Origin of the sequence: Citrobacter meridianamericanus (genome assembly GCF_041320245.1) — a bacterium.
Classification (GTDB): domain Bacteria; phylum Pseudomonadota; class Gammaproteobacteria; order Enterobacterales; family Enterobacteriaceae; genus Citrobacter; species Citrobacter meridianamericanus.
On the sequence record NZ_CP101036.1, the window covers coordinates 5,217,959 to 5,232,641 of the forward strand.

A 14,683-nucleotide genomic window follows, 5' to 3' on the forward strand; every position below is an offset into this window, starting at 1 on the left:
AAAAAATAGATGGACTGTGCGATAAAGCAGCGATAATGTGGTGAATAAGTAGCGTAATTAGTAGAAAACGCTACTTATCAGAGAAGAGAAGGTGTCAGAGGTTGCCGGTATAGTGCCAGCGGAGATAACGCAATAAGCGCAGTTGACGAGTGATGCGGCTTGGCTGCGACAGTAAGCGATACAGCCACTCCAGACCCAGATTCTGCCAAATTTTAGGTGCGCGCTTAACGTGACCGGTAAAGACGTCGTAGGTACCACCCACGCCCATATACAGCGCTTCTGGGTGAGTCTTGCGGCAATCACGCATAAAGATCTCTTGTTTCGGCGAGCCCATCGCCACCGTCACAATTTGCGCACCGCTGGTGTGGATACGCTCAAACAACGCCTGACGTTGCTCCGGGGTAAAATACCCGTCCTGGCTACCCACTATGTTCACGCGCCACTGCGCACGCAGTTTGGCTTCTGTTTGCGCCAGAACGTCAGGCTTACCGCCAATCAGGAATACCGGCGTTCCCTCCTGCCCGGCTCGCGCCATCAGCGCTTCCCACAGATCAGCCCCCGCCACGCGTGAAACCTGCGCCTGCGGGAATTTTTTGCGCACTGAACGCACCACGCTAATGCCATCCGCATATTTGAACTCAGCGGCGTTGATCAATTCCCGCACTTCAGGGTTATCTTCTGCCGTCAGCATTTTCTCGGCGTTGATCGCCACCAGTGTCCCCTGCCTGAGATGTCCCTCGGCAAACAGGTAATTTAGCGCATGCTGCATATCGCGCCAGCCAATCAGTTGTAGCCCGCGCAGCGAATAGAGTGGCGCTGTTGTGTTATCTGTCATTACGATCCTTCAATCTGTGTCCGGGGCAGCGATTTTATTCGTTTATGGATGAGTCCCGCACTATCGAATAGCCAGAACAGCAATTTTGCTACCAGCAGACAAACGCCAAAAATCACGAGGAAAAAGACTACTCGTGAGACAAACGAATCCAGTCCTTCACGTGCCAAAACGATCATATTGAAAATGGCACCAAAACAGAAACTGTGCAGAATCGCCGCCTTATAGCGATTAGCTTCGCGATTGCCTAACTCATACAACCAGTCGAACCATTTAATAATTAACCCGACGACAATCGCGCCTAACGGAATAAACAGCGCCCCGCCCATCACCACCAGAGAACCAATTAGCGTCGGCGAAATCGCCAGTCCCGAGTGGTTATTCAACACTTCCCAGGTAAAGTAGTTCGCTGAGTTGAGAACAATACTCGGCCGGCCTGGCCACAGCCAGGAAGGGATAAAGACATAGAAGTCACGAACAATCGGCGCCAGCCCCTGGAACTCAATATTGTGGTAATTTTGCAGCAACAGCGCCAGATTCTCCCACGGCGAGAAAGTGTCGCGCGTAAGATACAAGAACGTATAGAACGCCTCATCTCCGCTGACGTTCATTCCGTAGCGCTTCAGCGCAAGCCAGAACATTCCGACAATACCCAACACACCCGCAGCGGCCAGCATCCACAGCGAAATCCAGCCGCGAATAATGCCGATAAACAGGAAGATGGCAAACGCAATAATGATATTGGCGCGTGTCCCGCCCACAATCATATAGGTCAGCAAACCAAACGCGACGGTGCTTACCAGGAAGAACAACCACGCTTTGCTGTCCTGACGCAGGAAATAGACGACCAGCATGGCCGGAATGAAGAAGTAGAAGAAACGCTTCAGAGCGACCCCAGAGACTTCGCTGGAAAAAATCTGGCTGTAGGATTGCAGTCTGAACAGCAGGAATCCGTTGTTCATAAAGAAGACGCCTACGCTTACCAACGCAATCGCCATCAGGATAATCCAGGTCAAATGGGCTTCAACGCGGTTAATAGTAAACAGCGGCCTGCGCGGCTTACCCTCTACTCGCTTACGCAATCGCGTTTTATACGTCACATAGTAGACGGCATAGAAACAGGCGGCTGACAGCAAGGCCTGCAGCAAGATCTCCGGTGGAGCGACAGCCACATCAAAACGGAACACCAGGATGCTGGTCAACGGGAATCCAAAAAAGAACGTCAGCAAAAACAGCAGCGAAAAGAAAACGTTGAAGTTAAAACGTACGCGACGGAATTCGAACCAGGTCAGCGTGGCGATAAACAAGGTGGAAAGCAACCATACCACCAGCAGGCCGCTAAATTGCATCAGGCTCATACGATTTCTCCTGAAGCAATGCGCAGCGCGTTATGCCACGGCTGCAGATAATTAGGGCTAAAGAAGGTGATTGTATTTTTATCTACCGATGCCAACTGGCGCTGCGCTTCGCGTACGACGTCTTCATTGAGCTCATCAGTGGTAAATAACACCGGGAGATTCTGCTCCACCATATCCTGCCAGAAGGGATTTTCACGGTTCAGCACGCAAGGAATACCGGCCTGAATCAGCAAACACAGAGTACCGATCCCTTGCTGACGGGCAAAAATGAAGTACCCCAAATCACACTGACGCAATAATGCCAGATAGGCATCAAATTCCAGTTTTTCACTTAAAATTTGCAGATTATCAGCGCTAAATAATGCCAGCCCCGCCTGGCGAACCTCATCGATGTAGGCCGTATTATTAGCGGGGTAACCCATCGGCACAATCACGTTCACCGTGTCGCCGAACTGCTGATGAACAGCGCGTAGCGCGGCAACATGCTCATTGCTGCGATCGCCTGAGTTGCCAACCAACACCGTCATCTTGCCGCTACGCTGACATTCACTGCTCATATTATTGAGTCTGGGATCCATTCGCGTTGGGAAATAGAGCAACTCACCACGCACGCGCGGATGTTGTCCGGCGAAATAGCTCAAGTCACCACGCGTGGCAAATACGCAGCCCACGCGGTTCTGCGCCATGCGACGAATCGGGTAAAACAGGCGGAATTTCAGTCCACTGGAGACTTCGTATAAATCTGCGCCCCAGATATGCCAGTTAAACTGCGTCGGTTTAATTCCCCCGCTCAGCAGCGCCAGCCACAGGCTGGTATTGAACTGACCGTGGAAGAAGAAGCGCTGTTGGCGATCCGCTTTTGCTTTCGCGATAACCGCTTCAGCCAACGCCTTTTTCCCGCTGTAGAAACTCAGCGATAACGCCGGGCAGCTCTCACTGAATCCCGCATCCGGACCTGCAACCATAAACGAGCGCGCGTGCTCGCTGGTTGCGGCCAGCGAGTCGTTGAAAAACCGCAGCACGGTTTGATTATGGTGAGGGATATCCGATCCCAAAACGTGAATCAGTACAGTCATGCCCGCCTACGCCAGAGTAAAAATACGCCACAACAAAGAGAAAAATAGACGATGTACGTTGCCATATACGCCTGTGCCGCGCCCAGCGCACCGTGAGCAGGGATCAACCAATGAGCAAACGCCGTCAATAATATGAACTGGCTAATTTCAGCCAAAATATAAAACCGCAGCGACGCTTTCGCGATCACCAGATACCCAAAGACATACGCCCCCACTTTCAGCACATCGCCGACCAGTTGCCAGGCAAACAGGTCGCGCATCGCGGTGAATTTAGCGGAGAAAAGCAGCCAGATAGCAAAGTCACGCAGTAGCCAAACACTAAAGCTTGCGGCGGCAACCGCCGGCAACACAAACTTCAACGACTTGATCACTTCGCGTGTAATGTCGCGCTTTTCGGTCAAACGCGACAATGTCGGCAGCAAGTAAACGCTAAATGAGGCGGTGATAAATTGCAGGTAAGCATCGGAAATACTGCTTACCCCTTGCCAGATCCCCACATCATCCCAGCCGTACTGCGCCGCCAGCAGGTTTCGCATCATCACATATGCGACAGGTAGCGTTATGGAGGTAATCAGCGCCATCAGCGTAAACTTGCTTAGCTGCCCTGCCAGACCGTTATCCCACGAAGGCTTCAGGTAATGCAGAGGAATAGTGCCACGCTTAATCAGCATGATGGCTGCTGGGATAACCACCAGCGCAGGAACCAGCGCCAGCCCCAGCAAGGCCCCCTCATACCCACCCAGGCGATAACAGCCATAATAAGCCACCACGCCTACCAGGCTACCCACAATTAGCGACAGCGCGTTACCCGCCGCATCGCGGAAACCCTTCATCAGCGCCAGCAGTAGATTCGCCCATGCAATACCCATCTGCACCAGCGCAACCAGTCGTACCAGCCCCTGATAATGAGTATGGCCAAATAACCCCTGACTGATAGGCGCGGCTGCCAGCAAAAAAATCACCGCCATTAGGGTAGAGAATCCCAACACCATTGCGGAAGAGGTACCGACTACCCTCCGCAATCGTGCCGGGTCATCATGGTGCTGCGCAACGTATTTCGTGACGCCGTTAAAAATGCCGGCCCCCGCTAACACGCCAAGCACGGTGACCATCTGACGGAAGTTGCCCGCCTGCCCCACGCCAGCCGGACCAAATGACACTGCCAGCAGCTTCACGACCAGCAAACCCGCACCGATTTTTACCAGCGTACTGGCCGCCGTCCACAAGGACGCTTTTGCAAGCGACATATCAGGCGAAATAGTTGAGTAAGGTCGAAATTACCGTTCGCTGATTAACCGGTGACAGGTTATAGAACAGCGGTAAACGCAGCAGGCGCTCGCTCTCTTTGGTGGTGTAACGATCAACACCGGCAAACACGCCAAATTTATCGCCAGCCGGGCAATCATGCAGCGGGATATAGTGGAACACCGCCATAATTTCGGCTTCTTTCAGGAAGTTAATCAACGCGGTGCGATCGTCGATATCGCGCAGCTTGATATAAAACATATGGGCATTTTGCACGCAGCTTTCCGGAACACAAGGCAGGTCAATCCGTCCGGCACGCGCCAGCGGTTCGAGGGCATCGTAATAATTCTGCCACAGCGCCAGACGCTGCTGGTTAATGCGGTCCGCCGCTTCCAGTTGCGCCCACAGATAGGCGGCCTGCAGATCGGACATCAGATAGCTGGAGCCGATATCACGCCAGGTATATTTGTCTACCTGACCGCGGAAAAACTGGCTGCGGTTGGTGCCTTTTTCACGGATGATCTCTGCGCGTTCGACTAATTTTTTATCATTAATCAGCGTCGCACCACCTTCACCGCCTGCGGTATAGTTTTTGGTTTCATGGAAGCTAAAGCAGCCAATGTGACCAATTGTCCCCAGCGCCCGACCTTTGTAGGTTGACATGACGCCCTGAGCGGCATCTTCCACTACAAACAGGTTGTACTTTGTCGCCAGCGCCATAATGGTATCCATTTCGCAGGCCACGCCCGCGTAATGTACTGGCACAATCGCGCGGGTTTTGTCGGTAATTGCCGCTTCAATCAGCGTTTCGTCCATGTTCATGGTATCCGGGCGGATATCAACAAAGACGATTTTTGCCCCGCGCAGCACGAAGGCATTGGCCGTGGAGACAAACGTGTAGCTTGGCATAATGACTTCATCACCAGGTTGGATATCCAGCAGTAATGCCGCCATCTCAAGCGATGCGGTACAGGAGGGTGTCAGCAGCACTTTCTCGCTGCCAAAATGCTGCTCCAACCATTGCTGACAGCGGCGGGTAAAGCCGCCATCACCACACAGTTTGCCGCTGTTCATCGCGGACTGCATGTAATCAAGTTCAGTTCCCACCACCGGCGGTGCGTTAAATGGAATCATCGTTTCACCTGTATAACCAATACGCGGTGCTTTCCACATTCGCACCACTGTGTATGTAACGTTTAAGCGCGGCGGTGTTGCCCATTTGGGTCGCCACGCGCAATGTTGTTTTACCGCGAGCCTGTGCCCAACAAAGCGCCGCCTGCATCAGTTCTGCGCCCACACCACGCCCGGCCAGCAGACCAATTCGGGCCTCGGTCGCATTCAGTTCACGCAGCGAGACATAGCCACGAATTTCACCTGTCGGTTTACGAAAAATGAGGCATTGATGATCGAACGTCCCCAGCACCGCGTTTTCGATCCACTGCGCGTAAAAACGCGCACTGGCATCTGCGGGATACCACGGAGTGCGAAAACGACTTTGCGCAAACGCCTGGCCTGCCAGTTGGCGTAATGCCGGGATATCCTCAGGTTGTGCGACCTGCGCACCGGGGTTGCCGCTGAAACAGGTCACCGGCAGTACAAAATCCACTTCACCTTCTACCAGTGAGAATCCCAACTGCTGTAAGCCATCTAATTCATGGCTATTTGCGGCAGGAATTTTTGCCTGTACCCGCGACCAAGACTGCAACGCATTCGCAGTCAGAACCGGCGCATGTTGGTCAAAACGTACAATGGCGCTATTGACGCCAAAGAACGTATTTTCCCAGCTAAGCGGCTCAATACTGGCGCGGACGAGCACGGAGCAGCTCCAACAAATATTGGCCATAGCCCGTTTTGGCCAGTGAACTGGCGGCACGCTTCACGCCTTCGTCATCCAGCCAACCGTTACGCCAGGCGATTTCTTCCAGACAGGCTATTTTAAAGCCCTGGCGTTTCTCTACCGTCTGCACAAAAGTACTCGCTTCGATCAAACTGTCATGCGTACCGGTATCCAGCCAGGCAAAACCACGCCCAAGCAACTCTACCGTCAGGTGTCCGTCATCAAGATACATCTGGTTAATGGACGTAATCTCCAGTTCTCCACGCTCAGACGGTTTTACGCGTTTTGCATATTCCACCACTTTACTGTCATAGAAATAGAGTCCTGTCACCGCCCAGTTAGACTTCGGTTCTTTCGGCTTCTCTTCCAGTGAGACTGCGCGAAAATTTTCGTCAAACTCAACAACACCAAAACGTTCAGGATCCATCACCTGATAGCCAAACACCGTCGCGCCTTGCGTTCGGGCAGCCACATGACGCAGTTTTGGACTAAATCCCTGACCAAAGAAGATATTGTCCCCTAACACCAGACACGATGGTTCACCGTTAAGAAACGTTTCGCCAATAATAAACGCCTGCGCTAATCCATCCGGGCTCGGCTGCTCAGCATACTGCAATTCAATGCCGAACTCAGAGCCATCACCCAGTAAACGCTGGAAATACCCTTTATCTTCCGGGGTAGTGATAATCAGGATTTCGCGAATTCCCGCCAGCATCAGTACCGATAGCGGGTAGTAAATCATCGGCTTATCGTAAATGGGTAACAGTTGCTTCGATACGCCGCGCGTGATGGGATACAGGCGAGTACCTGAACCACCCGCCAGAATGATACCTTTCATGCGTTGTCTCCTCCGGGAGCCAAAACCAGGCTGTTAGCCCTTCAGACCTAAACGTTCGCCCTGGTAACTGCCGTCCTGCACGGGTTTCCACCATGCTTGATTATCCAGATACCACTGCACGGTTTTGCGCATTCCGCTTTCAAACGTTTCCTGCGGCATCCAACCTAGTTCACGCGCTATTTTTGAAGCATCAATGGCGTAACGCAAATCATGACCTGGGCGATCGTCCACAAAAGCGATCAAATCGCGGTACTGCGCAATGCCCTGCGGTTTATGCGGCGCCAGCTCTTCCAACAGGCTGCAAACTGTTTCGACGACATCCAGGTTTTTACGCTCGTTATGACCACCAATATTATAGGTTTCTCCAACCACGCCCGCCGTCGCCACACACCAGAGCGCCCTGGCATGATCTTCTACATATAACCAGTCACGGATTTGTTGCCCATTGCCGTACACCGGCAACGGTTTCCCCGCCAGTCCGTTGAGGATCATTAGCGGAATCAGTTTTTCCGGGAAATGGTACGGACCATAGTTGTTGGAACAATTGGTAATCAGCGTTGGCAGACCGTAGGTACGCAGCCAGGCGCGGACCAGATGATCGCTGCTGGCTTTCGACGCAGAATAAGGGCTACTCGGCGCATACGGCGTGGTTTCTGTGAAGAAATCATCGGTAGAATGGAGATCACCATACACCTCATCCGTCGAGATATGGTGGAACCGAAATGCGGCTTTTTCCTCGCTGGTTAATGCACTCCAGTACGCGCGCGCCGCTTCTAACAGCGTGTAAGTTCCCACAATGTTAGTTTCGATAAATGCGGCCGGCCCATCAATGGAGCGGTCAACATGGCTTTCTGCAGCCAGATGCATCACACAGTCCGGCTGATATTGTTGAAACACTCTGTCGAGAGATGCCCGATCGCAGATATCCACTTTCTCAAAGGCAAAACGGGGATTCTGTGCAACCGGCTCCAGCGACATCAGGTTTCCGGCGTAGGTCAGCTTATCGACCACCACCACCGCATCCTTTGTCTCATGAATGATATGCCGTACAACTGCAGAGCCGATGAATCCCGCTCCACCGGTAACCAGAATTCGTTTCATTAGCGCCAGACCCCTTTGGTATCAACCACATACTGCTGTTGTACCGCATCGCCTTCAATGGCTTTAAATTCATTATGGTCGACCAGCATGACTAACACATCGGCACTTGCCAGCGCATCATCCAGTGCCGCCAACTGGCAAAGACCATCCAGTTTTTTCGGCAGTTGACGGATATTCGGTTCCACCACCAGCGTTTCACCTTTGTGCCATTGCGCGATATGTTGCGCAATTCCCATCGCCGGGCTTTCACGCAAATCATCAATATTCGGTTTGAATGCCAGGCCAAAACAGGCAATTTTCACTTCGCTGGCGCGTTTATTGGTGTCCGCCAAACAGTCGGCCACGGCAGCCTTAACACGCTCGACCACCCAATGAGGCTTACCATCATTGACCTCACGCGCAGTGCGGATTAATTTCGCCTGTTGCGGGTTCTGCGCCACGATAAACCACGGATCGACCGCGATACAGTGCCCACCTACGCCCGGGCCAGGCTGCAAAATATTCACACGCGGATGACGATTTGCCAGGCGAATCAGTTCCCAGACGTTAATCCCCTGTTCGGCGCAAATCAGCGATAGTTCATTAGCGAAGGCGATATTGACGTCGCGGAAGCTATTTTCCGTGAGCTTGCACATTTCCGCTGTGCGCGCGTTGGTCACGACACATTCTCCTTCAAGGAAGATGTTGTACAGCTCACTGGCGCGTGCAGAACAGACTGGGGTCATGCCCCCAATCACTCGGTCGTTTTTAATCAGCTCAACCATCACCTGACCCGGCAGCACGCGTTCAGGGCAATAGGCAATATTGACGTCAGCCTGGTCACCAACCTGTTGCGGGAAAGTCAGATCGGGCCGCATTTCTGCAAGCCATGCAGCCATCTGTTCCGTTGCCCCGACGGGTGACGTCGATTCAAGGATCACCAGGGCGCCTTTTTTCAACACCGGTGCAAGAGACTTCGCCGCGGCTTCAACGTAGGCCATATCGGGATCATGCTCACCCTTGAATGGAGTCGGCACGGCGATCAGATAAGCGTCAGCTTCGACGGGCGTAGTGACCGCTCGCAGAAATCCGTTTTCAACCGCCGTTTTCACCACCGCCCCCAGATCGGGCTCAACGATGTGAATTTCCCCGCGGTTAATGGTGTCCACCGCATGCTGATTTACATCTACGCCAATCACATGTTTTTGACGGGAAGCAAAGGCAGCCGCCGTTGGCAGTCCGATATAACCCAGCCCAATGACAGAAATGGTCGTAAAACTCATAGCGATATCCGATTATTTTTTAACGCGTGTAAAATTCGGTCACATGCCTGCCCGTCACCATACGGATTATGGGCGCGGCTCATGGTTTGATATTCATCGTCGTTATGAAGCAAACGCGTGACTTCTTCAACAATACGCTGCGGGTCTGTCCCCACCAGACGTACCGTACCAGCGGTAATGGCCTCCGGACGCTCCGTCGTTTCGCGCATTACCAGCACAGGTTTCCCCAAAGACGGCGCTTCTTCCTGAATCCCGCCGGAGTCGGTAAGGATCAGCCAGGCGTGATTCATCAGCCAGACGAATGGCATATAGTCCTGCGGTTCAATCAGAATCACGTTTTCAACGTGACCTAAGATTCGATTAACCGGCTCGCTAACGTTAGGGTTGAGGTGTACCGGATAGACAATCTGTACATTCTGATTAGCCGCAGCAATTTCCGCCAGCGCGTGGCAAATGTTTTCAAAGCCGCGGCCAAAACTTTCCCGACGATGGCCGGTCACCAGGATCATCTTTTTATCAGAGCTCAGGAAAGGATAATGCTCTGCTAATTCAGCACGCAATTCATCGTTCGCCAGTACGCGGTCGCGAACCCAGATCAACGCATCAATCACCGTATTGCCCGTGACGAAAATACGATTTTCGGGAATAGCTTCCCGTAACAAATTTTGGCGCGAGTTTTCTGTTGGCGCAAAATGATACATAGCCAGACGCCCGGTCAGCGTACGGTTCGCCTCTTCCGGCCAGGGAGAGTAGAGATCACCAGTACGTAAACCAGCCTCTACATGCCCCACCGGGATGCGCTGATAGAACGCAGCCAGACTAGTGGCAATGGTCGTTGTGGTATCACCATGAACCAACACCACATCAGGTTTAAAATCAGCCAGAATTGGCTTTAATCCTTCCAGTATTCGGCAGGTAATTTCTGTTAATCCCTGGCCTGGCTGCATAATATTGAGATCGTAGTCAGGTACGATGGAAAAGAGGTTCAACACCTGATCGAGCATCTCCCGATGCTGCGCCGTGACGCAAACTTTCGCCTCAAAATCAGGATCTTTTGCCAGCGCATGAACCAGAGGTGCCATTTTGATAGCCTCCGGTCGCGTGCCAAATACAGTCAGTACTTTCACATCGATTCTCTTCGGATTGGCAGTGAGGGCCCAGCCCCTCACTGCAACGGTATTGCTAAATCGTGCGGCGGCGGGTTAACGCGACACCAGCACCGATCAGAGCCCCAACGATGCCCCACATAATCATCAGGAAAGCACGACGAGGGCTGTCACGTTTTACCGGTTCTTCCGGCGTACGCAAATAACGATAGGTCTGAAAACGCGGATCCAGAGTTGGCCCAACGTTCAGTGTGTTAAGCATGGCTCGGTTTTGGAAGTAGTCCAGATCGAAATCAGGACCAACAGATTGCAGGTTCTCGAGTCGCGCCTGCAGCATAGGTCGTCCAAGCAAAAACAGTTCAGAATCAGGTAATTCTTCAGCAGGAATATCCGTGGAAGTACGCGAAATATTATGCTGTTCAGCAATTTTGAGCGCCTGCTCAATGTTGTGAACACGGCGGGAGAAGATCGATTTCGCCACTTCCTCCTGACGTTTAACCTGCGCCTTCATCTGCACGGTGCGTGCAGCCCAGGCACCCTTCAACTCATCATTCAGATGACGCGCCGCGCGCTGGCTGGCAAACGCGACGTACTGACGCAGCAGATTGTTAGCATCAGGCGCCGTCTCGGCAATCAGCTTCACGCTGTCGTTGGTATTACGTACCGCATCACCAGGCATAAACTGAATGTTATTAATCAGTTCATCCAGCATCGCCGCATCGGCTTTGCTATTACCGACCATACGCTGCTTATAGTAATCAGTCTGCTGCCAGAATTCACGACGCGTATCCCAGGAAGCAAGCTGCATGATGAATTCTTTATAGGCTTCATCCATCACCGACGGTTGGTCCGCAGAAGCGAGACTGGCCTTAATATCCAGGTTACGCAAAAACTGCTGCTGAGAGTAATAACCGCCTAACATATTGACCGTTGGCCGGTCTGAAATCGCCGTGGCGCTCCACTCCTGACGCGCAAAAAACGTATAGGCGAGAGCGACAATCGCAAAGGCGAGAGCCATACCGACGATCCACACCTTCCCAGCCCACAAGGTACGAAACAACCCACGGATGTCCAGTTCATTTTCAGCGCTCACGGCGTCTTCCCCCGGTAATGGTTGTGTCATCGTACCCTCATTTTATTTGGTTAAGTCTGGTTTACTTTCACGATTTCTACGCAGCTTGCGCTTCAAACGTTTGATAAATCTCGCCACCTTCCACGCTCGTTTAATACAGATGTCGTACAAGACAAACGCCAGTAAAAAGAGCACCAACATCACCCATTCCGGGACAATACGAGAATATTCAGCCAGCACGCCAATGGATGCCAGAATCGCTGCAGCCAGGGTAATCAGGACAAAAGCCTGTCGGGAAGTAAACCCGGCACGCATGATTAAATGGTGAATATGTTGGCGATCCGGGGAGAAAGGACTCATACCCTTGCGTAAACGACGGTACATAATTGCCACCATATCCATTAACGGAATGGCAATAATCCACAGGGCCGTAACCGGACTAATAGGATGCGTTGGCCCCTGGGTCGTCTCCAGCAGAATCCAAATCACCGTGAAGCCAATCAACGTACTTCCCGCATCCCCCATAAAGACTTTATAGCGGCGTCCGAGAATACCCAGGTTCAGCAGGATGTAAGGCAGAATGGCGGCGATCATGGCAAAACACCAGATAGCAAGGCTTGTCTGGCCATCGAACCACAGAATAAGTCCCATAGCGGCGAATGACACGCTGGATAGCCCACCGAGCAGACCATCGATCCCATCCACCATATTGAAGGCGTTAATCGCCGCCCAGACGGCAAACAAAGTAAGGAAATAGCCAAAAGGACCGAGCACCATCTCCCAAGGGCCGAAAATATAGCCAAGGCTTAGCAGATAGAGTTTTCCCACCGACATCATAATGATGCCAATAAGGGCCTGGATGGTCGCGCGGATTTTTACACTGATATCAAAACGATCGTCCAGAGCACCGATAAACACCAGTACCCCAGCACAGGCCAGGTAGAGAGTAGCATGCGGGATGTAGTAATCGGCGATGAGGAAGGTAAAGCAAATGCCTGCGTAAACCGAAATCCCCCCAACCAGCGGAATCAGTCCCTGATGACGTTTGCGGAAGTTGGGTTTATCCACCAATCCAATCTTTTTCGCGACCTTGCGGGCAAAGAAAAGAAACAGCGTTGTGAATAAAAAAATACTGATGAGATCAGTACTTGCTGTCAGTAAATTCACTATACATGCTCTCAGAGAATATCAATATATGAAGTATAACCATCCGGGCGATTATTCAGAAGAGAAACCCGACTCCATATCAGGTGGTTCTGTATGATTATCAACCACAAAATACGAATTACAACCTTTCTTCGCCAGGCGTAGTCATACCGTATTGTTGTTATTGTGTCGTTAAGATTACATCCACAAAAGCAAAACGCCACGTAAAAACGTGGCGTTTTCAGATGATGCCTGAATCAGGAACGCTTCATCATATCGAAGAAGTCGTCGTTGGTCTTGGTCATCGCCAGCTTGTTAATGAGGAATTCCATTGCGTCGATTTCACCCATCGGATGGATGATTTTGCGTAGGATCCACATTTTCTGCAGCTCTTCCTGAGTGGTGAGCAACTCTTCTTTACGGGTACCGGAACGGTTGTAGTCGATAGCCGGGAAGACGCGTTTTTCAGCAATCTTACGAGAGAGATGTAGTTCCATGTTGCCGGTACCTTTAAACTCTTCGTAGATAACTTCATCCATTTTAGAGCCGGTATCGATCAGCGCAGTCGCGATGATGGTCAGGCTACCGCCCTCTTCCACGTTACGCGCCGCACCGAAGAAACGCTTCGGACGATGCAGGGCGTTGGCATCAACACCACCGGTCAGCACTTTACCGGAAGCCGGAACCACGGTGTTGTACGCACGCGCCAGGCGGGTGATGGAGTCGAGCAGAATGATAACGTCTTTCTTGTGCTCAACCAGGCGTTTCGCCTTCTCGATAACCATTTCCGCAACCTGAACGTGACGGGATGCTGGTTCGTCAAAGGTAGAAGCCACAACTTCACCTTTAACCAGACGCTGCATCTCGGTCACTTCTTCCGGACGTTCGTCAATCAGCAGCACCATCAGCACACAGTCCGGATGGTTGTAAGCAATGCTCTGCGCGATGTTCTGCAGCAGCATGGTTTTACCCGCTTTCGGCGGAGCAACAATCAGACCACGTTGGCCACGACCGATCGGCGATGCCAGATCCAGTACACGCGCCGTTAAGTCTTCAGTAGAACCGTTACCACGTTCCATACGCAGACGAGAGTTTGCGTGCAGCGGCGTTAAGTTCTCAAAGAGGATTTTGTTACGGGCGTTTTCTGGTTTGTCGTAGTTAACTTCGTTAACTTTCAACAGCGCAAAGTAGCGTTCACCTTCTTTCGGCGGGCGAATCTTACCAGAGATGGTATCACCAGTGCGGAGGTTGAAACGGCGGATTTGGCTGGGAGAAACGTAGATGTCATCAGGACCGGCGAGGTAGGAGCTGTCTGCAGAGCGGAGGAAACCAAATCCATCCTGCAATATCTCCAGCACACCGTCACCAAAGATATCTTCGCCACTCTTTGCGTGCTGCTTCAGGATGGCAAAAATAATGTCCTGCTTGCGCATACGAGCCAGGTTTTCAAGGCCCATATTTTCGCCGAGAGTGATCAGCTCAGAAACCGGCGTATTCTTTAATTCGGTAAGATTCATAATGGTGTGAGTTCTTAAACTTGGGGTAAATCTCGAACTTAATGTTGTGAATGGTATGGCAGGGTCATCCATGCCTGTTTACGGCCATCAAACTCATGTCTGTTCGCTGTCTGGTCACAGGAAAGTACGCAGAACTGAAACGACAAGACGGATTGAGCGATAAGCCAGGAATCTGTCCACTTCCTGCGCGAGAAACAACGGGAAGTATTGGATATAACTAGATTCAAACTTAATAAGGTATGTTTAATACGAAGTCAACACTAACTTAGCACGACTCAAGTCGGGCGTCCAGT

General features: G+C 51.8%; 14 protein-coding genes. All 14 read right to left on the reverse strand.

The window, feature by feature from the left end:
* Positions 1–94: 94 nt before the first annotated feature.
* The 14 genes from wecG to NMD08_RS25390 all read right to left on the reverse strand — a co-directional run bounded on the left by wecG (position 95) and on the right by NMD08_RS25390 (position 14,598).
* Positions 95–835, reverse strand: a complete 741-nt coding sequence (gene wecG / locus NMD08_RS25325) for a lipopolysaccharide N-acetylmannosaminouronosyltransferase (protein WP_187254150.1) — start codon at positions 833–835, stop codon at positions 95–97.
* Positions 835–2,190, reverse strand: a complete 1,356-nt coding sequence (gene wzyE, locus NMD08_RS25330) for an ECA oligosaccharide polymerase (RefSeq protein WP_187254149.1) — start codon at positions 2,188–2,190, stop codon at positions 835–837. Before wzyE ends, wecG begins: the two co-directional genes overlap by 1 nt.
* Positions 2,187–3,266, reverse strand: coding sequence for a TDP-N-acetylfucosamine:lipid II N-acetylfucosaminyltransferase (locus NMD08_RS25335; protein WP_151217257.1), 1,080 nt, complete (start codon positions 3,264–3,266; stop codon positions 2,187–2,189). The genes wzyE and NMD08_RS25335 overlap by 4 nt, the downstream gene beginning before the upstream one ends.
* Entirely contained in the window at positions 3,263–4,513 is a 1,251-nt protein-coding gene (wzxE, locus tag NMD08_RS25340; protein WP_187260253.1) for a lipid III flippase WzxE, read from the reverse strand. Before wzxE ends, NMD08_RS25335 begins: the two co-directional genes overlap by 4 nt.
* 1 nt (position 4,514) lies before the next feature.
* A complete protein-coding gene (rffA, locus tag NMD08_RS25345) occupies positions 4,515–5,645 on the reverse strand; it encodes a dTDP-4-amino-4,6-dideoxygalactose transaminase (RefSeq protein WP_151217259.1) in 1,131 nt (376 codons plus the stop codon).
* A gap of 4 nt (positions 5,646–5,649) precedes the next feature.
* The gene (rffC, locus tag NMD08_RS25350) at positions 5,650–6,327 is read right to left on the reverse strand and encodes a dTDP-4-amino-4,6-dideoxy-D-galactose acyltransferase (RefSeq protein WP_151225754.1); all 678 of its coding nucleotides are present in this window, start codon (positions 6,325–6,327) and stop codon (positions 5,650–5,652) included.
* Complete coding sequence (rfbA, locus tag NMD08_RS25355) at positions 6,305–7,186, reverse strand: glucose-1-phosphate thymidylyltransferase RfbA (RefSeq protein ID WP_151217262.1); 882 nt, start codon at positions 7,184–7,186, stop codon at positions 6,305–6,307. The genes rffC and rfbA overlap by 23 nt, the downstream gene beginning before the upstream one ends.
* 33 nt (positions 7,187–7,219) lie before the next feature.
* The gene (rffG, locus tag NMD08_RS25360) at positions 7,220–8,287 is read right to left on the reverse strand and encodes a dTDP-glucose 4,6-dehydratase (RefSeq protein WP_151225753.1); all 1,068 of its coding nucleotides are present in this window, start codon (positions 8,285–8,287) and stop codon (positions 7,220–7,222) included.
* Entirely contained in the window at positions 8,287–9,549 is a 1,263-nt protein-coding gene (gene wecC / locus NMD08_RS25365) for a UDP-N-acetyl-D-mannosamine dehydrogenase (RefSeq protein WP_151217265.1), read from the reverse strand. The genes rffG and wecC overlap by 1 nt, the downstream gene beginning before the upstream one ends.
* Positions 9,546–10,676: a non-hydrolyzing UDP-N-acetylglucosamine 2-epimerase gene (gene wecB / locus NMD08_RS25370; protein ID WP_151217267.1), complete on the reverse strand. Its 1,131-nt coding sequence runs from the start codon at positions 10,674–10,676 to the stop codon at positions 9,546–9,548. Before wecB ends, wecC begins: the two co-directional genes overlap by 4 nt.
* Before the next feature lie 55 nt (positions 10,677–10,731).
* Positions 10,732–11,778: an ECA polysaccharide chain length modulation protein gene (gene wzzE / locus NMD08_RS25375; RefSeq protein WP_151217269.1), complete on the reverse strand. Its 1,047-nt coding sequence runs from the start codon at positions 11,776–11,778 to the stop codon at positions 10,732–10,734.
* Positions 11,779–11,790: 12 nt separating this feature from the next.
* Entirely contained in the window at positions 11,791–12,894 is a 1,104-nt protein-coding gene (gene wecA / locus NMD08_RS25380) for a UDP-N-acetylglucosamine--undecaprenyl-phosphate N-acetylglucosaminephosphotransferase (RefSeq protein WP_151217271.1), read from the reverse strand.
* Positions 12,895–13,130: 236 nt separating this feature from the next.
* Complete coding sequence (rho, locus tag NMD08_RS25385) at positions 13,131–14,390, reverse strand: transcription termination factor Rho (RefSeq protein WP_002437993.1); 1,260 nt, start codon at positions 14,388–14,390, stop codon at positions 13,131–13,133.
* A gap of 64 nt (positions 14,391–14,454) precedes the next feature.
* Positions 14,455–14,598 carry a hypothetical protein gene (locus NMD08_RS25390; RefSeq protein WP_252839018.1) on the reverse strand — a complete coding sequence of 48 codons (144 nt, stop codon included), beginning with the start codon at positions 14,596–14,598 and terminating at the stop codon, positions 14,455–14,457.
* Between the last annotated feature and the right edge of the window lie 85 nt (positions 14,599–14,683).

Excerpts from the sequence above, each read along its gene's own strand:
- wzxE (WP_187260253.1), bottom strand. The coding sequence starts at position 4,513 with ATGTCGCTTGCAAAAGCGTCCTTGTGGACGGCGGCCAGTACGCTGGTA.
- rffG (WP_151225753.1), bottom strand. The coding sequence starts at position 8,287 with ATGAAACGAATTCTGGTTACCGGTGGAGCGGGATTCATCGGCTCTGCA.
- wecC (WP_151217265.1), bottom strand. The coding sequence starts at position 9,549 with ATGAGTTTTACGACCATTTCTGTCATTGGGCTGGGTTATATCGGACTG.
- wzyE (WP_187254149.1), bottom strand. The coding sequence starts at position 2,190 with ATGAGCCTGATGCAATTTAGCGGCCTGCTGGTGGTATGGTTGCTTTCC.
- rfbA (WP_151217262.1), bottom strand. The coding sequence starts at position 7,186 with ATGAAAGGTATCATTCTGGCGGGTGGTTCAGGTACTCGCCTGTATCCC.
- NMD08_RS25335 (WP_151217257.1), bottom strand. The coding sequence starts at position 3,266 with ATGACTGTACTGATTCACGTTTTGGGATCGGATATCCCTCACCATAAT.
- rffA (WP_151217259.1), bottom strand. The coding sequence starts at position 5,645 with ATGATTCCATTTAACGCACCGCCGGTGGTGGGAACTGAACTTGATTAC.
- wzzE (WP_151217269.1), bottom strand. The coding sequence starts at position 11,778 with ATGACACAACCATTACCGGGGGAAGACGCCGTGAGCGCTGAAAATGAA.
- wecG (WP_187254150.1), bottom strand. The coding sequence starts at position 835 with ATGACAGATAACACAACAGCGCCACTCTATTCGCTGCGCGGGCTACAA.
- rho (WP_002437993.1), bottom strand. The coding sequence starts at position 14,390 with ATGAATCTTACCGAATTAAAGAATACGCCGGTTTCTGAGCTGATCACT.